Source organism: Microcoleus sp. EPA2, from assembly GCA_020882975.1.
In the GTDB taxonomy this organism is placed as follows: domain Bacteria; phylum Cyanobacteriota; class Cyanobacteriia; order Cyanobacteriales; family Microcoleaceae; genus Microcoleus.
In genome coordinates, this window is sequence record JAHRFD010000003.1 from 270,648 (window position 1) to 290,303 (window position 19,656).

Annotated in this window: 15 protein-coding genes; 3 read left to right on the forward strand and 12 right to left on the reverse strand. The window is 44.5% G+C overall.

The window, feature by feature from the left end; translation table 11 throughout:
* Nucleotides 1-276 precede the first annotated feature (276 nt).
* Nucleotides 277-426 (reverse strand): arginine synthesis PII-interacting regulator PirA, encoded by a 150-nt coding sequence (pirA, locus tag AAFP14_RS05440; RefSeq protein ID WP_341731281.1) that lies wholly within the window; start codon nt 424-426, stop codon nt 277-279.
* Between the two features lie 210 nt (nt 427-636).
* Entirely contained in the window at nt 637-1,797 is a 1,161-nt protein-coding gene (bioF, locus tag AAFP14_RS05445; RefSeq protein ID WP_341731282.1) for an 8-amino-7-oxononanoate synthase, read from the reverse strand.
* A gap of 66 nt (nt 1,798-1,863) precedes the next feature.
* Here bioF and AAFP14_RS05450 point away from each other — a divergent pair, with 66 nt between their 5' ends.
* Nucleotides 1,864-2,802 carry an exopolyphosphatase gene (locus AAFP14_RS05450; RefSeq protein ID WP_341731283.1) on the forward strand — a complete coding sequence of 313 codons (939 nt, stop codon included), beginning with the start codon at nt 1,864-1,866 and terminating at the stop codon, nt 2,800-2,802.
* 199 nt (nt 2,803-3,001) lie between these two features.
* On the opposite strand, the gene AAFP14_RS05455 is transcribed toward AAFP14_RS05450, so the two are convergent.
* The 9 genes from AAFP14_RS05455 to AAFP14_RS05495 all read right to left on the reverse strand — a co-directional run bounded on the left by AAFP14_RS05455 (nt 3,002) and on the right by AAFP14_RS05495 (nt 14,205).
* On the reverse strand, nt 3,002-3,217 hold the full coding sequence (locus AAFP14_RS05455; protein WP_341731284.1) for a hypothetical protein: 216 nt from the start codon (nt 3,215-3,217) through the stop codon (nt 3,002-3,004).
* Nucleotides 3,218-3,228: 11 nt separating this feature from the next.
* Nucleotides 3,229-4,350, reverse strand: a complete 1,122-nt coding sequence (locus AAFP14_RS05460) for a glycosyltransferase family 4 protein (RefSeq protein ID WP_341731285.1) — start codon at nt 4,348-4,350, stop codon at nt 3,229-3,231.
* A 305-nt stretch (nt 4,351-4,655) separates the two neighbouring features.
* Entirely contained in the window at nt 4,656-7,463 is a 2,808-nt protein-coding gene (locus tag AAFP14_RS05465) for a chloride channel protein (protein ID WP_341731286.1), read from the reverse strand.
* Between the two features lie 126 nt (nt 7,464-7,589).
* Nucleotides 7,590-9,527, reverse strand: coding sequence for a DUF3685 domain-containing protein (locus tag AAFP14_RS05470; RefSeq protein ID WP_341731287.1), 1,938 nt, complete (start codon nt 9,525-9,527; stop codon nt 7,590-7,592).
* Nucleotides 9,528-9,645: 118 nt separating this feature from the next.
* Entirely contained in the window at nt 9,646-11,829 is a 2,184-nt protein-coding gene (locus AAFP14_RS05475; protein ID WP_341731288.1) for a hypothetical protein, read from the reverse strand.
* 45 nt (nt 11,830-11,874) lie between these two features.
* Nucleotides 11,875-12,087 carry a hypothetical protein gene (locus AAFP14_RS05480; protein WP_341731289.1) on the reverse strand — a complete coding sequence of 71 codons (213 nt, stop codon included), beginning with the start codon at nt 12,085-12,087 and terminating at the stop codon, nt 11,875-11,877.
* Between the two features lie 8 nt (nt 12,088-12,095).
* Nucleotides 12,096-12,548: a Fur family transcriptional regulator gene (locus AAFP14_RS05485; RefSeq protein ID WP_341731290.1), complete on the reverse strand. Its 453-nt coding sequence runs from the start codon at nt 12,546-12,548 to the stop codon at nt 12,096-12,098.
* Between the two features lie 248 nt (nt 12,549-12,796).
* On the reverse strand, nt 12,797-13,759 hold the full coding sequence (locus AAFP14_RS05490) for an Hpt domain-containing protein (protein WP_341731291.1): 963 nt from the start codon (nt 13,757-13,759) through the stop codon (nt 12,797-12,799).
* 191 nt (nt 13,760-13,950) lie between these two features.
* The gene (locus AAFP14_RS05495) at nt 13,951-14,205 is read right to left on the reverse strand and encodes a hypothetical protein (RefSeq protein WP_341731292.1); all 255 of its coding nucleotides are present in this window, start codon (nt 14,203-14,205) and stop codon (nt 13,951-13,953) included.
* A gap of 184 nt (nt 14,206-14,389) precedes the next feature.
* Here AAFP14_RS05495 and AAFP14_RS05500 point away from each other — a divergent pair, with 184 nt between their 5' ends.
* Nucleotides 14,390-15,079, forward strand: coding sequence for a DUF1345 domain-containing protein (locus AAFP14_RS05500; protein ID WP_341731293.1), 690 nt, complete (start codon nt 14,390-14,392; stop codon nt 15,077-15,079).
* A 110-nt stretch (nt 15,080-15,189) separates the two neighbouring features.
* Nucleotides 15,190-15,903 carry a hypothetical protein gene (locus AAFP14_RS05505; RefSeq protein ID WP_341731294.1) on the forward strand — a complete coding sequence of 238 codons (714 nt, stop codon included), beginning with the start codon at nt 15,190-15,192 and terminating at the stop codon, nt 15,901-15,903.
* 218 nt (nt 15,904-16,121) lie between these two features.
* Here the strand turns inward: AAFP14_RS05505 and AAFP14_RS05510 are convergent, their stop codons facing one another.
* The gene (locus AAFP14_RS05510) at nt 16,122-19,592 is read right to left on the reverse strand and encodes an nSTAND1 domain-containing NTPase (RefSeq protein WP_341731295.1); all 3,471 of its coding nucleotides are present in this window, start codon (nt 19,590-19,592) and stop codon (nt 16,122-16,124) included.
* Nucleotides 19,593-19,656: the final 64 nt, after the last annotated feature.

The window sequence follows — 19,656 nt, forward strand, 5'->3', positions numbered from 1 at the left end:
TAACATCGTCCTGTATTCATCTCTCTTATCTCCCTCTGTGTTCTCTGCGTTCTAGGTCCGGTTAAATCATTCCGATGCAGCCGGAAACGATATGACTTCTTGCTTCTACTTAATCCTGATTGACTAATAAAAAACCCCGGTTGCTTGAAGCAACCGGGGTTTTTTTCTACGGAATAACAGAGGAGTGAACTTTCACAGGTATTGATGGCAAGAACTCACACAATCATTTCACCTGCACAGACAAATTCTAGACAACAAATTGTTGTGTCCGCTGATTTAAAGCTGTCTCATTTCTTCTTCCAGCACCCGAACCAAATCTTGATTGCCACTGGCTTTCGCTACTTCGATGCGGTGCATCAGTTGCTTCTGAATATTAGCTCGGTGGGTTTCAACAGTTTTTTTGACGTTTTGGCGATTTGTGTTCATGGTGGACGTTCCTTATATTAAATTTGGTGTAACCAGCTACTCCTTTAATATAGCGCAAAATTGCAAAAAGTATCTAAATTTACAAAAAGTTTATAAATATTGACCGAGGGACCACAATACTGTATAATAGACTGCGAAAGTCAATAGCGAAATCTTGACAATCAAAAACCAGAGGACATCGGGCATCGGTAGCCGTCTGTCCCCTCTCCCTTAAATTTGTGCCAAAGCCTTTGCCAAATGCTGAAGGTGTCCCAACTCATGAGTTGCCATCAGCGAAATCCGAATTCGACTCACACTCACAGTCGGAGGGCGAATGGCGGGGGCAAAAATACCCATCTCCTTCAGTTTGCTACTAGCGGTTAAAGCTGTGGCTGCATCCTTTAAGGGAAAACTGAAAATGGGCGAGAGTGAATTGGTAATCGGTAATTGGTAATGGGCGATCGCCTCATCTCGGAAATTTTGGATATTTTGCTGTAGCCTGCGTCGTCGATCGGGTTCTTGCTGTACAATCTTCACAGCTTCCAAAGCAGCAGCCGTGTCGGCTGGTGTCAATCCCGTAGTATAAATCCAAGTCGGAGCTCGATTGCGCAGAAAATCAATCGCAGCAGCATCCCCTGCAACATAGCCACCCAAACTTCCCAAAGCTTTGCTGAGTGTACCCACTTGAATCAAGGTTTCTCCCGTACACCCGAAATGTTCCACACAACCAGCGCCCCTAGCGCCCAAAACTCCTGTAGCATGAGCTTCGTCTACTAATACCATACAGTTAAATTGTTTGGCCACCGCTAACAACTGCGGTAACGGGCACAAGTCTCCATCCATACTGAAGACGCTATCGGTAACAATCAAACACTTGCGGTATCGATCGCGATTTTCAGTAAGCAGAGCTCTGACATCCTCAACATTGCAGCGATCGTATTCTAGAGTCTGAGCTTGGCTGAGTGTGGCTCCATTTTTCAGGCTGGAATGGTTGTACTTGTCAGATAATATCAAATCCCGTTTGCCGACGAGGGAGGCGATCGCCCCTAAATTCGCCAAATATCCCGAACTAAAGACTAAAGCATCCTCAGTTTGTTTTAAATTAGCAATACTCTGTTCTAGCTGTCGGTGCAAATCGCGGTGCCCCCCCACTAGCCTCGAACCAGTCGTACCCGTACCAAATTCCTGAGTTGCAGCCATCGCCGCTTGAATCAACCTATCATCCCCCGCAAGTCCCAGATAATCGTTGCTAGCAAAGTTAATTAGCCAGTCCCCGGCTAATTTTACCCTAGGGCCTGGACAACTTTCGATCGATTGTGGCGATCGATACCAATTGGCGCGGTGAATAGTGTCTAAATCCTTCTCTATCCAAGCATAAGGGTCAGCGTTCATAGTGGAAAGCGATCGAGTAATAAGTTATATTGTCTGATAATCAGTTCCTCAATTTCTCAAAAGCATATGTCAAACACTACTCAAAAATACAGATTAGTCACCCGCAGCGATTTTGACGGTCTTGTCTGTGCCGTTTTACTCAAAGAACTCGATATTATCGAAGAAATTAAATTCGTTCATCCTAAAGATATGCAGGATGGAAAAATAGAAATAACCAACAACGATATTACCACAAATTTACCCTATGTTGAAGGTGCTCATCTAGTTTTCGACCACCATTTCAGCGAAACTCTCCGGCACGAAAAAATCCAAAAAAACCATATCATCGACCCCTATGCAGCATCCGCAGCCAGGGTACTATACAAATATTATGGAGGTCCAGCCAAGTTTCCCCACATTTCCGAAGCAATGATGGAAGCTGTTGACAAATCCGACTCCGCTCAATTTTCCCAAGCCGAAGTTTTACATCCCGAAAAATGGGTATTGCTCAACTTCATTATGGATGCGAGAACTGGATTAGGCAGATTTAAGGAATTTACAGTTTCCAATTACCAGTTAATGATGGAATTGATTGACTACTGCAAAAACCATAAAATCGAAGAAATCTTGGAACTTGCTGATGTCAAAGAAAGAGTAGAACTCTACTTCGAGCACGAAGAAAAGTTCAAACAACAATTAGAGCGTTGTGCCAAAGTTTATGATGACTTAGTTGTTTTAGATTTGCGAAACGAAGAGATTATTTATGCTGGAAATCGCTTTGTAATTTACGCTTTGTTCCCCCAATGCAATATATCAATTCACGCACTTTGGGGACTTAAGCAACAAAATACTGTTTTCGCCGTTGGCAAATCAATTTTTAACAAAACTTCTCAGGTAAATATTGGACATTTAATGTTAAAATATGGTGGTGGCGGACACATGAATGCCGGAACTTGTCAAATTGAAAATGACAAAGCTAGTAAAGTTTTGAATGAATTAATTGCACAAATCGATCAAGATAGTTGAATAAACAAGAAGGGAAATTTAATTCTTCTACCACCCTTATTTGGTAATCGGTAATGGGTAATAGGCGAAGTGGAGACCAAAAATAATCGTCTGTAGCTAACCAACTGTCAAATTACCAATCCGGCAATTACGCATTACCTATTACCCCTTACCTACGAGTCCGGTGTACCTCATGTTACTGAGAAAGGTTATATTCTCGTTATGGTTGTTTTTCCACATCTACAGTTTGTGAACTATTATCTTTGACCGAGGGTAAATGGTCTACCAAACCCATATCAAAAGCGACATCCGGCAATTCAGAAACCTGATATTTACCAGGTTCAAACAATCGTCCAGGAGTAAAACAAGGCTGTTTTAATTGTACAATTTCTCCCGGTGCAAACATTCCTCTAAATCTTTTACTTTCCAGCGCCATAATTTTCCTTCCTAAAACAACTGTCTCATTAATTTTAGCAACTTTTTACCCGTCGCTTCCCAAGTAAATAAATCCGCCGTCTCTCTGGCTTTTTGAGCCACCTGAAAACGTCTGGAATCTGCAACAATGTTCCGCAATTGCTCTCGAACAGACTGAAGATTTGGTTCGGCCCAGTGAGGAGAATTGCTAATTTTCAGATGATGAGTATCATAACACAATCCTACGGGAATTAGATCGTAAGAAATCGGATAGCAGTTATCAATATTAGCATACTCGGTCGGGCCGCCGTAAAGAGGCATCGCCACGGGCAAACCCGCGGCAAAAGCATCCAAAATCTTGATGGCAAAACCCTCGCCACGAAAGGGAGCTAAAAAAGCATCGGCGGATAAGTATAAATTCGCTAGTTCTTGTTTGTCAAAAAACTTAGGTAATATTTCAATTTTTGGTTTAAACCTACCAAATCTATGTTGAAAATCCCTAATTATTTCTACGATAACGTCAGGGTTTTTGCCACCGTCTTTGATAATTAATTCAACATTAGATTCATGTTGAAATTCTTGACAAAAAGCTTCTATGGCAATATCTGTACCAAATCTAGAGAAATCAAAAGAATTGGTCATGTGCAGAATAGACGTTACATAGGGTCGGTTTTTGGGAGATTTTTTAGCATAAAGTTCCGAGATTAAAGGATTGAATCCCAAAGGAAGGACGGAGATATTATTGGCGGGACATCCTGCTTGGATTAAAACATTTTTAGAATACTCGCTGACAGCAAGTTTGTGAGAGGAAGTGTGGACAGCATCGTACATCCAATAATCGAATTCATCATGGTTGGTGGCAAATTCATAGTTGATGGCAAAAAATTCTAAATTCAGATGACCATTGAGTTCTTTTAAAAAATAGGGTTTCCAGTAATGAGACCATTTTATTTGAAACAAATCCGATGGATGGTTACTCCTCCACTTGGCGATTAGACTGTTTTCTTCTGCCGTGCAAATGCGCTGCATACGAGGTGTAACTTCTGAGTCTTCGACGGAAATAGGAATCCCCATTTTGTCTAAGGCTTTAGCTAAGGAGAGTGTGATATCTGCGAAGGAGTTGAAGTGTTGAAATCCGATGTTAAAATGAACCATTTTTAATATTTTTGACTTTTGAGTTTACTCATTACCAGGAATTATCCCAGGGAGGCAGAGCCTCTAGATACCTGTTCCGAGGAAATTGGTTATTATCACCAACTAATAACTAATAACTAATAACTAATGACTAATGACTAATGACTAATAACTAATAACTAATGACTAATAACTAATAACTAATAACTAATAACTAATAACTAATGACTAATGACTAATGACTAATGACTAATAACTAATGACTAATGACTAATGACTAATGACTAATGACTAATGACTAATGACTAATGACTAATAACTAATAACTAATTTGCCGATCGCACTAAAATGATTGTACACTCACACCCGCGCGCCACAGCCTCCGGGATATTCCCGTGCATCACCTGTTTGAGCAGTCCTTCGCGGCTAGCTCCCAGGACGATCGCATCACACTGGTCATTTTGAGCTAAATCAATTAAAGCATCAGACACAGACTTAGCGCAAACCGAAGTTGAAATTACCTCACAGCCCACCTGGCGCTTGAGAAACTCCGCCGCTTGCTGCAATTCATGGCGATTCGGTGAAGCGACAGAAGGCTGGTGCACCTGACATAATCTGATCTCTGGTACTTGACTCGCCGCCACAAAAGCAGGTAACAGTCGCAAAGCTGCTGCTTGCTTGTAACTACCACGAATCGGTACCAGCCAGCGCTGCAATCCCATCAGCGTATGTAATCCCAATTCCTCGGTTTGAAGCTGGGAATGTGGCGCAGAAATTTCTTCAGTTTGAGATTCAGGATTTGTGATTTGAGATGGGGAATTTTCTACCGGGTTTATATTGGTTAAATCCACAGATTCTTGACTCAATGCTTTTTTCGGGATTCCCATCTTGTCTCCCCAGTCTCTTTTCTGCCCTTTTTGTAATAACTTTTCGCTCCATTTTACTAAAATTACTTCGCAACCAGCTTGCCGAATTACGGTATCGACAACATCGCCAAAGATGCGTCCAGTCGTCGATGTTTCGCCTTGCCAGCCCATCAAAATCAGATCGATATGTCGCTCCCTAATTGTCTCTAAAATCGCATAAGCAACGTCGTGAGATACCCGTATTTGGGTGTGTAGTGGGACATCCCAATGGCGGGCGATGCGCTCGGCTTGTTGCAACAGGCGTCGGCCTTTTGTTGTCCGCACTGCGGTTTCTGAAGGAGAACTGTTGCGGGGTACTAACATGATTTGTACGCATTCTAGTTCGTAGTTGCGATCGCGCGCAATTGTCGCCGCCAGCCGTAGCAAAGCTGGTGCTGTGTAGGGATTCGAGAGCGGTACTAACAAGCGGCCGTTTCCTACCTGGGGCGATCTGGTTTGATATACAACATAAGAAGGTTCTGGACTTGCCCCCTGGTTTGTTTCTCCGCTCAATCTATTGGACTCAACTCGAATAATATCACTCCGAGTAATAATCCCTATTAAATGTCGTCCTTCTGTGACGGGTAAGCGACTGAGATTGTACTTGCTAAGCCTGTGTAAAACTTCGCTTAAAGTATCGTTTGCTTTCACAGTTATTGGCTGGGGAGTCATAAATTCTTTGAGCAGTGCATTGCCCAAATAATTACGTTTTTTGGCATTAGCTAAATCTGATTGACTGACAATTCCCACTAATTTTCCAGCTTCCACTACTGGAAAACCTCGGTGAGTCGATCGCGAAAAAGCGTGCATTACTTCATCAAAAGTCAGTAGACTCGAAAGAGTTTCAACTTGGCGCTGCATGACGTTAGCTGCGTACAAGTCACTCAAACCATCAACAGCAGGTTTATCTTTTTTCAGTTGAATGCCGTTAAACTCCAAAAGGCGATCGTACAAAGAGCCACTGTCCACCTTTTCCGCAACTAAATAAGCAACTACAGAACAAATCATCAAAGGTAGCACCAACTTGAAATCCGCCGTAATTTCAAACACAATAACTACCGCCGTAATCGGAGCCCTAGAAACCGCACAAAAAAAGGCTCCCATTCCCGCCAAAGCGTAAGTAACGGGCAAACCAACACCAAGCCAATCTGCCTGTAATATCCCCACCATATGACCTAGGGCAGAACCCAGAATTAGGGAAGGCGCAAATAATCCTCCCGGTGCTCCTGAAGCAGCAGAGATAATAGTCAAAGAAAAATGAGCAATAAAAGCAATTAAACTTGTGACACCGCTAGCTTCTCCGGTTAGTAAAAACTCGCGCAATCCCGTATTATTGCGAAAATTTTCGGGTAATAATGCTATTACTAAACCACAAATCAATCCAGCTAAAGCTATTCTAAAAGGCAAGGCAAGTTTGAGAGTTTTTTTATTAAATTGTAATCCCGCCAGAATTCCTTTACTGAACAAAGCTCCCAGGAAGCCTGCTAAAACTCCTAACAGTACATAAAACGGAATTTCCCCAGCCGAAAAACTGGTTGGGTACTCTCGTAAATTGAGATTTAAACTATCACCGCCCAAAATTTGTGAAACAACCGCACCAATGAAAGAAGCAATAATGGCAGTACCTAAAGTCAGCCCAGAAACATCGTGCAGTAGTTCTTCGACTACAAACAAAACCCCTGCAATGGGAGCATTAAAACCCGCAGCTAACCCCGCCGCAGCGCCACAAGCAATCAATTGTCGGCGGTAGTCTGGAGAAGTTGGCATTAAGTGACCAATCCAGTCTGCCAAAGACGCTCCAATTTGGACAGTAGGGCCTTGTCTGCCCAGGGTTAAACCAGAACCAACTGCTAAAATAGTGGTGATAAGTTTAGCAACGGCTACTCGTAAATTCAAAGAAAGATTGACACCAGAAAGAGCAGCTTTGACGTGGGGAATGCCACTACCGGCAGTTTCAGGAGCCCAACGTTCAACCAAAAAACCTGTCAGCAACCCGCCGAATAAACCGACAGCCGGAAGTAAGATTACTGCGGGAATTAATGTTGAGGTAGCTACTCGCCAACTGCCGAGCCATCCGACTCCTAATTTGAGTAAAACCCCAGCCAATCCTGAAATTAAGCCAATCAGACAAGCTTCAAATATAGCGAGGCGTTTCGGGCGTAAAAACAGTTGAGATTCGATGACCCTGGAAGATTCCCTAAATTGTTTAGGGATAGGAATATACCGCATAAATAGGGTTTATTACCTGAATTTTTTAGCTGTTACCAGACTTTAACAACAAAATCCATCGATTGGACAAAATATAACTAATATTTAACCGCAGATGCAGGCAGATTAACGCGAATTAATTATACACTAACCATTTTTGCCAAACTTACTATCCTGCAAAGAATTCCCAATCCCCTGAATCACTCCCCGCCCCACCAAACCAATCCCGCGCCCAATTACCTCAGTCAAAACATAAACAACACCCACACCAAACAGCGAAACAACTGCCCGAAGCCTAGGCGCGATCGCATCCCTCATTTCCAGCACCAAAGTCAACCCCAACTGCCATCCAGAAAGCCGCGCTAACTCCCCATTTCTGGGAGCATAAATACAAACCCTCTGAATTCCCGCATCCCTCAACACAAACAGCCAAAACCTACTCTCAAAAATAGCCTTCGGTTCCACAAAATAACTTTCCCAACGATACTTCCAAGATAAATTATTCCGAAACCGCTCAATCTCTCGTGTGGAAATTAACTTCCCATCATAAAATTTTTGCTTAACTTCCTCAACATTCCCAAAATTGTTTAGCAGAGGCTGCACCACTCCACTAGCAACTTGAATTACCAAATTTTCCAACAAATACTCAGCCCGCTGCATTGCTTCGGGACTGCCAGCCAGACAAGAATTATTATCAACAATCAAGGGATTTTCAAATAGCAAATGCGCAAAAAAATCAACAGTCAGCGGTATTTTGTCAATAATTTCCGCCCCAACTTCCTCCCGGTTAGAAAGTAGCACTGGGACAACTTCTACCCCATTTATTTTTCCGAAAAATTTCCCACTTTCAGCTAAACTGCTGGATATTTTTAAATGTGTTTGAAATTTATCTAAAATCCCAGGTTCCCTGACTTGCAGAGTATAATATCTGCCAAAAAAGTTGATGACGGTATCTTGCCACAAATTCCGCAAAATAGCAGGCATTTTTTCCGTCAATTGAGTTGGCTGCACCTGAGAAAAACGTAACTCTTCGAGCACTTCTTCCAATTGTCCCAGGATACAATTAATCAATTCCAGCTTTTTGGTCGATCGCAAAACATCGATTTCCAAAGGCACGCCACTCAAATTCACCACATCAAACTGCAACTTAGCAGCCACCGAGTCAAACAAACTACCTTGCCAATCACCTCCCTGTGTCGAATCCTCGACCAAAGAATCTGTATTCTTAACTACCAATTCCGAATTAATTAACAAACTCTTTCTTCTCCCCTCTCCCCTCTGCTTACCCTGAACCCCCTGGCTTTCTTGCCTCTCCGTTCTTCTTGGTGTTGGCAATAACTGACTCACCACCCAACGAGCAGCCAGCAATTCTCGGTGATGCCCGCTCAGCAGCAAACCATCCAAAATCGAGCCAAAATCATCATTCCCAGTAGTTTTTGTCTCTTGTAACTCAGCTTTTACGACGGCCAAAGTTGCGTCTATTTGCCGCAGCCCCGACAGGCAAATATCAGCCAATATTTTTTGGTGTATTGGCTTAGCAACTGTCGGATCGTCTACTATTTGTTCCACATCTGTGGCAGAGTTTTCTGTTGATTGAACTCCCCCTAAATTCAGTGGAATTTCCCAGCTCACTGCCACATCTTCTGGCCAATAACTTTCACCCGATGCCACCAAGCGAATCACGGTCATTGTCAGCGCAATATCTCTACCTTTAGGACAATAGCCATTGACACCTGCTTCCTCCAAAATTGCTCGCGACTCTGCCGTCAGTGGCCCACCCAGGAGCAACAGGGGCAATTCGGGGTACAAAGTTGCTAACTGGCGACAAAAGGCGATCGCCGACATTTCGCCCACTTCGCTCACTTCGCCCGATCGCACTCGTGGCGTATCAAAATCAAATATTACTAAATCTGCGGGCTTCGCTTCTCCATTGGCGATCGATCGCCCCTCTAAAAGCAACAAAGCCTCTGTCGGCGTGGAAACCTCCGCAAAAATTTGCAAATCAGGATAATCCTGGCAAGCAATTCGCAATCCCAGGCGGAAAATGGGGTCATTACCGATCGACAACAATTGAAAATTAGTCATCAAACAGCAGAAGGTACGGGATAGGGGTACATGAGAAGAATGGGGGAGACAGGCAGAAAGGATTTGTGGAGCTATCACCCCTAGAGCAATGGCCGATCGCGATCGACCTTCAGCCCCATTACTCTGGAATTAAATTACCATCGGGAGGACCAGCCGACTCCGGGAGCGGAGGTGGAGGCGCGGGTTCCGGGGCCGGAGGAGGAGCAGGTTCAGGAGCGGGTGCTGGAGCCTCCTGTCGGGCGGGCGGATAGTAAGGCTCTTCCTGTCGGGCGGGCGGATAGTAAGGCTCTTCCTGTCGGGCGGGCGGATAGTAAGGCTCTGCTTGTCGGGCGGGCGGATAGTAAGGCTCAGGCTCAGGCGGCGGTGCTTCTTGCCGAGCTGGTGGGTAATAAGGTTCTGGAGCCGGATCTGGTTCTGGGGGTGGGGCATATTCCTCCCGGACAGGAGGAGGGGCATATTCCTGCTGTTGCGGAGCCGGTGCATACTCTTCCACAGAAGCTGGCTCAGCTTGGCGAGGACTTTCCGCTGGTATGGGTGCGCTTCTGGCACTCAGTTCCTCACTCCAGCGCCCGATGGCGCTAGCAGCCTCCGAATGCAGAGCCCTACCGTAACTGACTTGGGATGCCATATCGATCGCCGCTCCCAACCGGCCTTGAGACGCCAACTCAGCAGCTCGATCCAGAATTGGTCGATCTTGAGCCACTTGCAAGTCGCTGACCCATTGATAGACATTATCCTGAGCTTTAGCATATAAAGTTCTACCGCTCTTGATTTGGGAAGCCTTATCAATAGCCTCGCTTAGCTTTCCTTGCTTTGCCAGGGCCAGCGCCCCGTCCAAAAACGGCTGATCTTCCACAATTTCTATGCGTTTAGTCCAGCTCGCCAGGAGAGTTTGGGCTTCTAGCCTGCGGGGGCGGTTTTGAGCGATCAGAGTTACCTGAGCGATCGCACCCTTTAGTCCTTCAACAGTTCCCGGTGCAGCCAACTGCTTGGCCAGCATCACAAAAGATTTGTCCTCTATCCGCTGAATGTCCTTGCGCCAAGAAGCCACCAAAGTTTGAGCGTGCACCCGTCGCGGCTGACTCGGCCCAATGGTTTGCGCTTGGTCGATCGCGATTTCCAAGGCTCCAGGTAGACCAATACTGGCGATCGAATTCGCCATTTGCAGCCGCACCAAATCTTGAAACTGCACTTGCAAACTCTCTATTTGACCTTGAGCCTTCTGGTATAGAGGACGGCCTGGAGCTATCTTACTAGCAGCACCTTGACCTTCTAGCAAGCTAAAAATATGTTCCCCCAGAGGCGTGGTAATCGACTGATTCCAAGTCACCGCCACAGCCCTACCGAACTGCATCAAATCTTGGGCTTCGGCAAACAGAGGTGAATCCGGTGGCACCACAGAAGCCGCCTCGATCGTCCCGTTCAAATCCTTCGCCTGCAAGCGTTTATTCGCCATTGCCAGCAAAATCTTACTCCACCCTGCAATTTCCTCCTCTGCTTTGGCGCGCGCAAACAGTTTCGAGTCTATTTTTCTAGCCAAGACGATCGCCTCTGCAAACTTTTGCGGAGTTTCATCCTTCGCCAACTCCTTCGCCTCGGACAAGCGCTGCCAGCCGTTTCTTTCCACAGCTATCTGCTGGACTAACTCGTTGTAGCGTTTCTGACTCCAGAAAATATTGTCCAGTTTAAACAGAGCTTGAGCGTAATCCCAGGCTTTTCTTAAATCGTCTACTTTCAAAGCTGCTTGAGCAGTATCGTAGAGCTTTTGACCTTCCTGCCAATTTTTTTCCCAAGCGGTAACAGCCTCCTGTACCTCCGGGTAAGACGGACTCGTTTTGGGAATTTTTCCCACAATGTCCATTGCACCTTTCAAGTCCCCCGCCTCGATTCTTGCTTTGGCAAATCCCAAAATTGCTTTCGACCATTCTCCTACCAAATGTTGGCCCTGGGAGTAGAGTGGGTGTTCTTTGGGCCAAGCCTGCACCAGGACGATCGCGGATTCTAGCTGTTCTAGTTTCCCAGACTTAGCCGCTTGCTGAGCGCAATAAAGCCGCTCTCCGTCGGCTGCTAGTGGCGAAAGTTGCTGGCAATTGGGAGGCGGTGGCATCGTCAGCAACCACAGAAATGCTGCTACACCCGTTACTCCAAAGCCCACCAGGACTGTCAGCCAGATGAGCTGCCACTGCCAAAAACTTCTTTTAGTTTCGACTATCGGTGGCGCTATCGCTTCTGAGCCATCATCCCCTGTAACCGAGTCTGCACTTAATTTTGCTGTCGGTTCCGAGGGGTGGTTGTATGTCACTGGTCTTGAGAATTTGTCAGATTGTCGTCTCGCCATTACTTCAGCCTATCCTGTAATGCGCTTGTGCATTTGGTAGTAATCAAACGCAGGTAAATTATACAGTAATTGACCTACTGCTATGCAGTTAGGACAGGGGAGATAATAATTCATGCTGCACAGATGCTCGATCGCGTTGGCAATTTTCAGCTCTTCAACTGTCGAGATTTGCAGTAAATAAGAACTAGATAAAAGTCTGCGGTGTAACTTTTGGTCGATCACCCAATTTTTTACGATCCGTTGGGGAGTGAGCCTTCTGCCGTTGATTCGGGCGATCGATAGCCGTAGAAGTCGATCCGGTAATCTACAATCCGAACTCCCGTTTGTTGTTCAATTTGTGCGATCAAGTCTGGGGGCAATTCCACATGAATGTCGAGAATCTGAGACGTATCTAGACAATTGACGTGAGAGTGAGAATCGCTGACATTGCCGTACAAGCGTCCTTCCGATCGCTCTATGCACTCAATAATCCCTTCTCTAGATAGGGCTTCGAGGTTTTGATACACCGATGTGTGACCGATCGAATGTGCTTGTTGATTTAGGCGATCGTATATTTCACGCGCTGAGAGGTGTTCTTGCGCCTGCCACAGGAGTTCGAGAATCAATCGACGCTGGCGGCTCAAGCGCATTCCCATCGCCTGACAGCGATTTAAAGCATCTTCTAATGAACGAATTGGTTTCACAGCTACCGCCTTCTAAAGCCTGCTCGATTTTTAACTCTCGTACAACGTTGCACGGGGACCCTAATTTCCTTAATTCTAACGCAGGCTAGCTCAAAGGTATAGCAGAAGGAGAAAGGAAGATGGAAGATGGAAGAAGGAAAATGCCACAAAATCCATGATTTCTGCAATTAAGAAAGCCGTAACAGAGAAATTGGCCCTTAAAAAAGCCTTCAAACCTAACATCCTTCCACCTTCTAGCATCCCAAGTCCTAGGGAGAAGATTTGATCGCGTGAATCAGTAACTTAGCTATTTCCGAGAGTTGCTTTTTGTTAAAAGTTTTGAGCAAAAGCTTGACTACCGCCTTCGGTTCCGCAGGAAGTGCTGTAGACCCTGATGCTGCGACTGTTGGTGGAACGCTGGCGGCGGCCGCTACTTGTGGAGATGCTGCCAAAAGCAGTAAATTTTTACTCGGAGCGATCGCCTTGACTTTCCCGCCTTGCACCAAATCACCAGCATCCTTAAGCTCCTTAATAATCAGTGGAGCTAACACTTTATAAGAGTTTTTCGGATTGGCGATCGCCACTCTAGCGGTTTTGACTAAACTTTGCCAACTTTCGATACCGGTTCCCAACTTATACAGACGAACACACAAATCAGACAACTGCTGGCGAGTAGCAGCCGACTCTTTCGCCTTGAACACCTGCAACATTTCTTTGAGTAACACCATCACCGAAGCTGTAAAATTTGTCGTTGAGACAGTTGGAGCAGCCCCAGAGGAACCAGACTTAGCCGCCACCCCAGCAACTTTGCCAGAAACTAAATTATTGAGGTGAGTTTCTAGTTGAGCAAAGGCCGGCATGATTTGCTGGACCAGTTTCTCTCCCTCTTCATTCCTCAACCCAAAAGGCCCCGACATCCGCTGCACCAAATCCTTAAGCGTATCAACTCCTTTGAGAAACAAAGATTCTGCTGTTTGGTCAACCTGCTTAACGGGCCCGTCCTTGAGAATCTTAAAACAATCTTCCAATCTGTGAGCGGTTGTTTTAATGCTATCCAAGCCCAGCATCGCCGCCCCACCTTTGACTGAGTGGGCGGCTCGAAACATCTCTTGAAGGCTTTCGGGGTCTTTCATCGTGGACTTTAAATCCACCAAACCATTTTCTAGAGTATCGAGGTGCTCCTTAGCTTCCTCTATAAATAAACGTAAAATTCGGTCTTGCTGGTCTGACACAACAGTCCTCCTAACAATCTCAGCACCCTCCAGAAAGCACTCCTAACCAGGAAAGTAACGCGACTCATACCCAGAGTCGGAATCTCCTATGCAAGATATTCTAGCCTCAACAGCTAGTACAGTCACAATACTGGTTTGCTCCGAAGGTTAGATTCGATCGACCTGGTGGGTTCAGATGCGGAAGATTGATTCTACAGTTCTGAGGGAGTATCGGGAGCCACTTCTATGCCCATTCCTGATTGCATCATCTGCTGATCCGTAATCAAGTCGCTCAATTCCTGGAATTGGACACCGATGTTTTGGCAAGCTAGTTTGAGTTCGCGATCGAATGTATGAAAGTCACTACCATAGCCGCAAAGTTGGGCTGCTGTGGCAATACCTTGTGGGGCGTTGGCTTTGGCGCAGTCGATTAACTCAATGCCTGTGAGGGGTTTGGATGATGCCATAGTGTCAAACCGCAGATGAAGATTTTTTCCTACTGTATCCAAAATCTTGAGGGCGATCGATCTATCCAAAGGCAGGAGAAGTCTCGCACCACCAAAGTCCAGTTAATTTTTGGGCAAAAACTGCCAAAATAGCACTAATCATGTGGATTCCTTGACATCTACTCTGCCTAACTTGGTATCAGTTATGGTGAAAAACCAGTCCCTATCTAAGATGCAGTGGCTCTGGACAGTCCGCCATCGCCTCTTGGTCTCTGTTTTGTTGGCTATAGCTGTGGGGTTTGTACTACCACCAGACTATCTCAAGCTGACCAGAGCTCTGTGCATTTGGGACACCGGCCTGGTCAGCTTCCTAGGTTTGACTTTAGTGCTCATGGTGCAAGCCACCCCAGAAATGATGCGCCACCACGCACAACAACTCGACGCTGGTCGCGCGGTGATTCTCAGCTCTATCTTGGCAGCGGCTTGTGCTAGCGTCCTCGCCCTAATTCTCCTGCAGCACCAGACGAAAGGCTTGGATTCCCATTTGCTAGTTCTGCACTTGGGGCTTTCGGTTTTGACCATAGTTGGGTCTTGGCTGCTGGTGCATACTATCTTTACCATGCACTATGCCCACGGCTACTACCAAAACCCCAGAAAGTCGAATCACAACAAACCTGAACCAGTCAAGGGTTTGGATTTTCCGGGGGACGAGGCACCTGACTACAAGGATTTTCTCTATTTTTCCTTTGGGGTAGGCATGACTTGCCAAGTTGCAGATGTGCAAACAACTTCTCGCTCTATGAGGTCTTTAGTTTTGTGGCACAGCGTGCTGTCTTTCTTTTTTAACAACGCTATTCTGGCGATGAGTGTCAATATTATTGCCGGATTGAGCTGAGAAACATTACACGAGCAAGATAATTGTCAATTTTAAATAACAAATTAGTTCGATTCCCATTTTTAACTTTTTATTTTATAGTTTAAATTTGTCACTCGACCAAAACTTTGATGAAATTCCAGATTTCCATCTCTCCAAGGAGAATCGTCGCCTTCCTGAGCATTTGGGTGCTATTCTTCAGTGTTGCTGGCTTTGTGGTACAAGTTCTGCGCTACGGCTTTAATTATCGCGGAAGATGGATAGATTTATTTCACCTTGACCGAGAGTTAAATTACCCCTCGTGGTATCAGTCATTTACGTTACTGTTTTGTGGAATTCTATTGGGAGTAATTGCCTCTACGAAAAAAAAACAGGACGATCGCTATTTTCGCCACTGGAAAGCGCTGTCAATTATGTTTGTGATTTTTGCTTTAGATGAAAGCCTTAGCTTCCACGAAGTTTTGATTATTCCAGATTTGCGAAAAGCGCTGCATCTTGGGGGATTATTTTACTTCGTTTGGGTAATTCCAGGTGCTATTTTTGTATTGGTAACAGCGCTCAATTATTTCAAGTTTCTGCTGCATCTTCCATCCAAAACGCGGTATTTATTTATAGCGGCAGGAGGCATTTACATTGGCGGAGCTCTGGCTATGGAAATGGTTGGTGGCTATTATGCAGATTTAGTAGGTCTGCGCAACTTAATATATGGGACAATAGCCACTACTGAAGAAATCTTTGAAATGGTGGGAGTTCTGATTTTTGTCTACGCACTGCTTGCTTACATAGGCCGCTACATAGAAGATATTGACGTGCGGTTTAAGGTACTTGAGGATAGAGATAGGTAGAAGAGTTTGTTGCTAATTGTTGAGGGGGTATAAACAATGACTGTCCAAAGCTTAAAACTAAAAATTGCTAATGATGGGAACCCTTAGTTTCATCCATTAGTGCTGCTTTGATTACAAAGTATCAACCAAATTATCCTCAATTTATTTTAGCAAAAAAAAGGTGTTTTTCGTTGCTTTCGGGATGGAGCGATCCCACGCTTCCTAATAATTTAACCCGCTCATTTTTTGCTAATCCCATCGCAAACCTGTTTCTCGCTTTCCTCAGCACTATTCTGCAAATAGTCGTGCAGCCAATCGCAGCCTTCCACCAGCATTTCATCTAAACTTTTAATTTGCCACAACCTGGCTGTATTGTCCCCTGATGCCGTAGCGATGGATTTGCCGTCGGGACTAAAACTGACACTCCATACCCTATTTTGATGTCCTTTAAATTCTCGTATCAATTTACCTGTTAAATCCCACAACCGGGCTGTTTTGTCCCATGATGCCGTAGCGATGGATTTGCCGTCGGGACTAAAACTGACACTCGATACCAAACTTTGATGTCCTTTAAATTCTTGGAGCATTTTACCTGTTAAATCCCACAACCGGGCTGTTTTGTCCCATGATGCCGTAGCGATGGATTTGCCGTCGGGACTAAAACTGACACTCGATACCAAACTTTGATGTCCTTTAAATTCTTGGAGCATTTTACCTGTTAAATCCCACAACCGGGCTGTATTGTCCTCTGATGCCGTAGCGATGGATTTGCCGTCGGGACTAAAACTGACACTTGTTACCGAACTTTGATGTCCTTTTAACTGATTTTTTTCTCGGATGTTGTCGAGAATCTGACTTAGGGCAATCTGGGGAGTAGATATCGGATAATCTGCAAGGGAACGAACTTCCGTGACTGTAGCTTTAAGTTCTTTCCCAGTATTTACGGCAGAGATTAAAGCATCTATTTGGTTATTGCCAGATTCAAACTGTCTCAAAGCATCACTTGCACGGCGCTCTAATTCTGTCAATTTCTGTGCTGTTGCTAACAACTGTTCAGCTTTCTGCCGCGCCTCTGCTAATATCTGATTTTCTGTTTCAGTCTGCTTGAGCTTTTCGCGTAATTCTAGTAATTCCGCACCGCGCTGTTGGCGAATAAAAGGCACTAAATAATCGTGAACAAGTTGGTAGCGTTTCGGAGTTGCTGGGACTTCTAACACCAATCCCGATTTAACCACAATCTCGATAACTAACTCTAATGTTTCTAACTCGCTGCCTGAATCTGCTGCTAATTCAGCCCAAGTTTTCTGAGGACGAGTGTTGTTTTCATCCGTCAGCAAATACAAAACAAGTTCGGCAATATCTTTATTTTCCCTGCCGCAATCTCTGATAACTTCATCTAAAAACTCTTTAACCAGTTTGACCTTAGCCTGACTACCAAGTTGCTGATATTCACTCAATTGGGTAATCTGCCTTTTTTCCAGTTGCATCCCCACAATTTGCAACTCGATCGGCCTTACTTCGCCCACTTCACCTGCTAAATCTGCTACCAGCGCGTTTGCCAAATCCTCGTTTAAGTAAAATTGAGAGCCTTTTGTTAATGTTTGAACAATAGTTTTTGCTTCAAAAATTGAGAAATTTCCCAAGTAGTAGCAGATTTTTTTCGTGAGAATGTCGTTATCAATAATTGATAAATTGGTGGCGCGATTGAACTCTAACAAGTAGAAAAGATAATCTTCCCGCAGCGACAGGATAATTTTGAGGTCGCTAATCTGATTTAAACATTCAGCCAGAAAATCATATAACTTTTGCCTACCAATTCGATCTTGATAAGTAAAGAAAAATTCCTCAAACTGGTCAAAGATTAATACAGTTAATAAATTACGGTCTTGATTCAGTCGCAACTGTTCTAAAATAGCTGTCGGAGTGTCGATCGCCCCTGACAAACTCACAGTTGTTAATCGTTCAATTCCTGCTTTCAAACACTGACCGCAATCCCTCCCCCAATCATGATAAGATTGCAATAAAACAGGCAATATGTCCCGCGCTTCCAAAGTTGTCAGTTCCAGGGCAGGAACTAACCATGACTGAATTATCGAACTTTTTCCTACCCCAGATTGTCCGTGAACGATCGTCAGCTTGCAAGCAGGTGTACGTATCCGTTTACTGATCTCTTTAATATCGTGCGATCGACCAGAAGCGGCTTCAATTTCCTCAATAATTTCAGCTTTCGACTTACCGGATGCTAAACCGATGTCAATGATTTGTTGTGGCGATTGCAAGCGGCTGGCACCGATAAAAGCTTGCAATCCATATTTGCTTTTAACTTCTTGTTGCTCTAGTTTGATATGAAAGGCTTTTAAATATTCGCATTGCTCAAAATAGAGAGTTCTCAATTCTTCTAAAATCCTCAGATAAAGCTGCACATCATCTTGAGGCTGGGTAATTACTTTCGCTCGTGTTAAAGTTTCTATAATCTCAAGAGGGGAAAATACAGACTCACTCCCCCCCTTACCAAGGGGGGGCTGGGGGGGGTTAACTGTCGAACAGGGGATAAGATTTCGCTGCGCTTTTGCCAAAAGTAGCAGATACAAACCAGTCTCTTTTTTATTTATTCCTGTTTCTGTCAAAACAGCCAATGCTAATTCAGCTAATTCGCCAGCTTTTTCCCACTGAGATTGTTGCAGCGCCACCTCAGCCAAAAAGCCGTAATCTTCAGCTAGTTGACTCGGAGTGCCACAAATTATGTGCATTTTCAAGGCTTTTTCAGCTAAATTTTGCAACTCTTCCCAAGCTTGTAGAAGTCGCAGGACTTCGCCGAGTTCGCTAATACATTTAGCTGCTAAGTCATTTCGTTGTGCTTGCTCAAAATTCTCCAGAGATTGCTGTAAATACTCTCTAGCTTCTTGCCAACAATCTTGTTGTTCTGCCCGATGCAATTCAGCTTTGCGGTTGTAAGCTTGAGCAATTTTCTGGCCGACAATTCCCTGTCTTTCTAACTGGCGATTTTGCTGCCAAAATGCTAAACTTTGTTGATAATGTTCTAATGCTAAATCTATTTGATTTTTATGAAATTGCACTAAACCTCGAATAAATTGCCAACTAGCTTGCAATTCCGGGTCTAATGTTTCTATCAAATTTTTTAGGTCATTCTCCAGCGACTCAATTTCACAGTCCTCTAATTTAAAATTCTCAACATTAGCAAATGCTCGATCGGCTTGTTGCTGCAAAAAAATCATCAAATCATCGGGTGGTATAGTAAACTGAATTGGAGAAGGAACCCAAGACTTTAAATCAGTTGCCGATCGACTAAATTTAGCTAGTACAGCATCCGTCACCCATAATATCACAGGAAAAGCAAAATCTTGCTTGAATTGGTCACGCGCTCTATTAGCCCCAGCTAGCAGGTCATCAAGACCAACCACCGATTCGATGCCCACAACTATCAAGGCTTTTGGTGGTTGCTCTTGGACGGCATTGAGAATAGCTTGATGAAGTGTTTTGGTAGCAGGTGTGAGAACTAATTCTTGATATTCAACAGTAGATATAGTAGCGCGCAATTTTTGCAGCATAGCATAACGCAAACTAGCATAATTGCAGCGCACTAAAGTTAAAGAAAACTTTCCTTGAAAGCGGGCGATCGTCCGTAGTAATGTAGAGAGCGATCGCTCGTTTTCTGCTGCAATATCTTCGGCTCGATTTGAATTTACCATAATCTTAGAAATAAAGGGGATATTTAAGGAGTATTTGGTATTAGATCCCCCCTAGCCCCCCTTA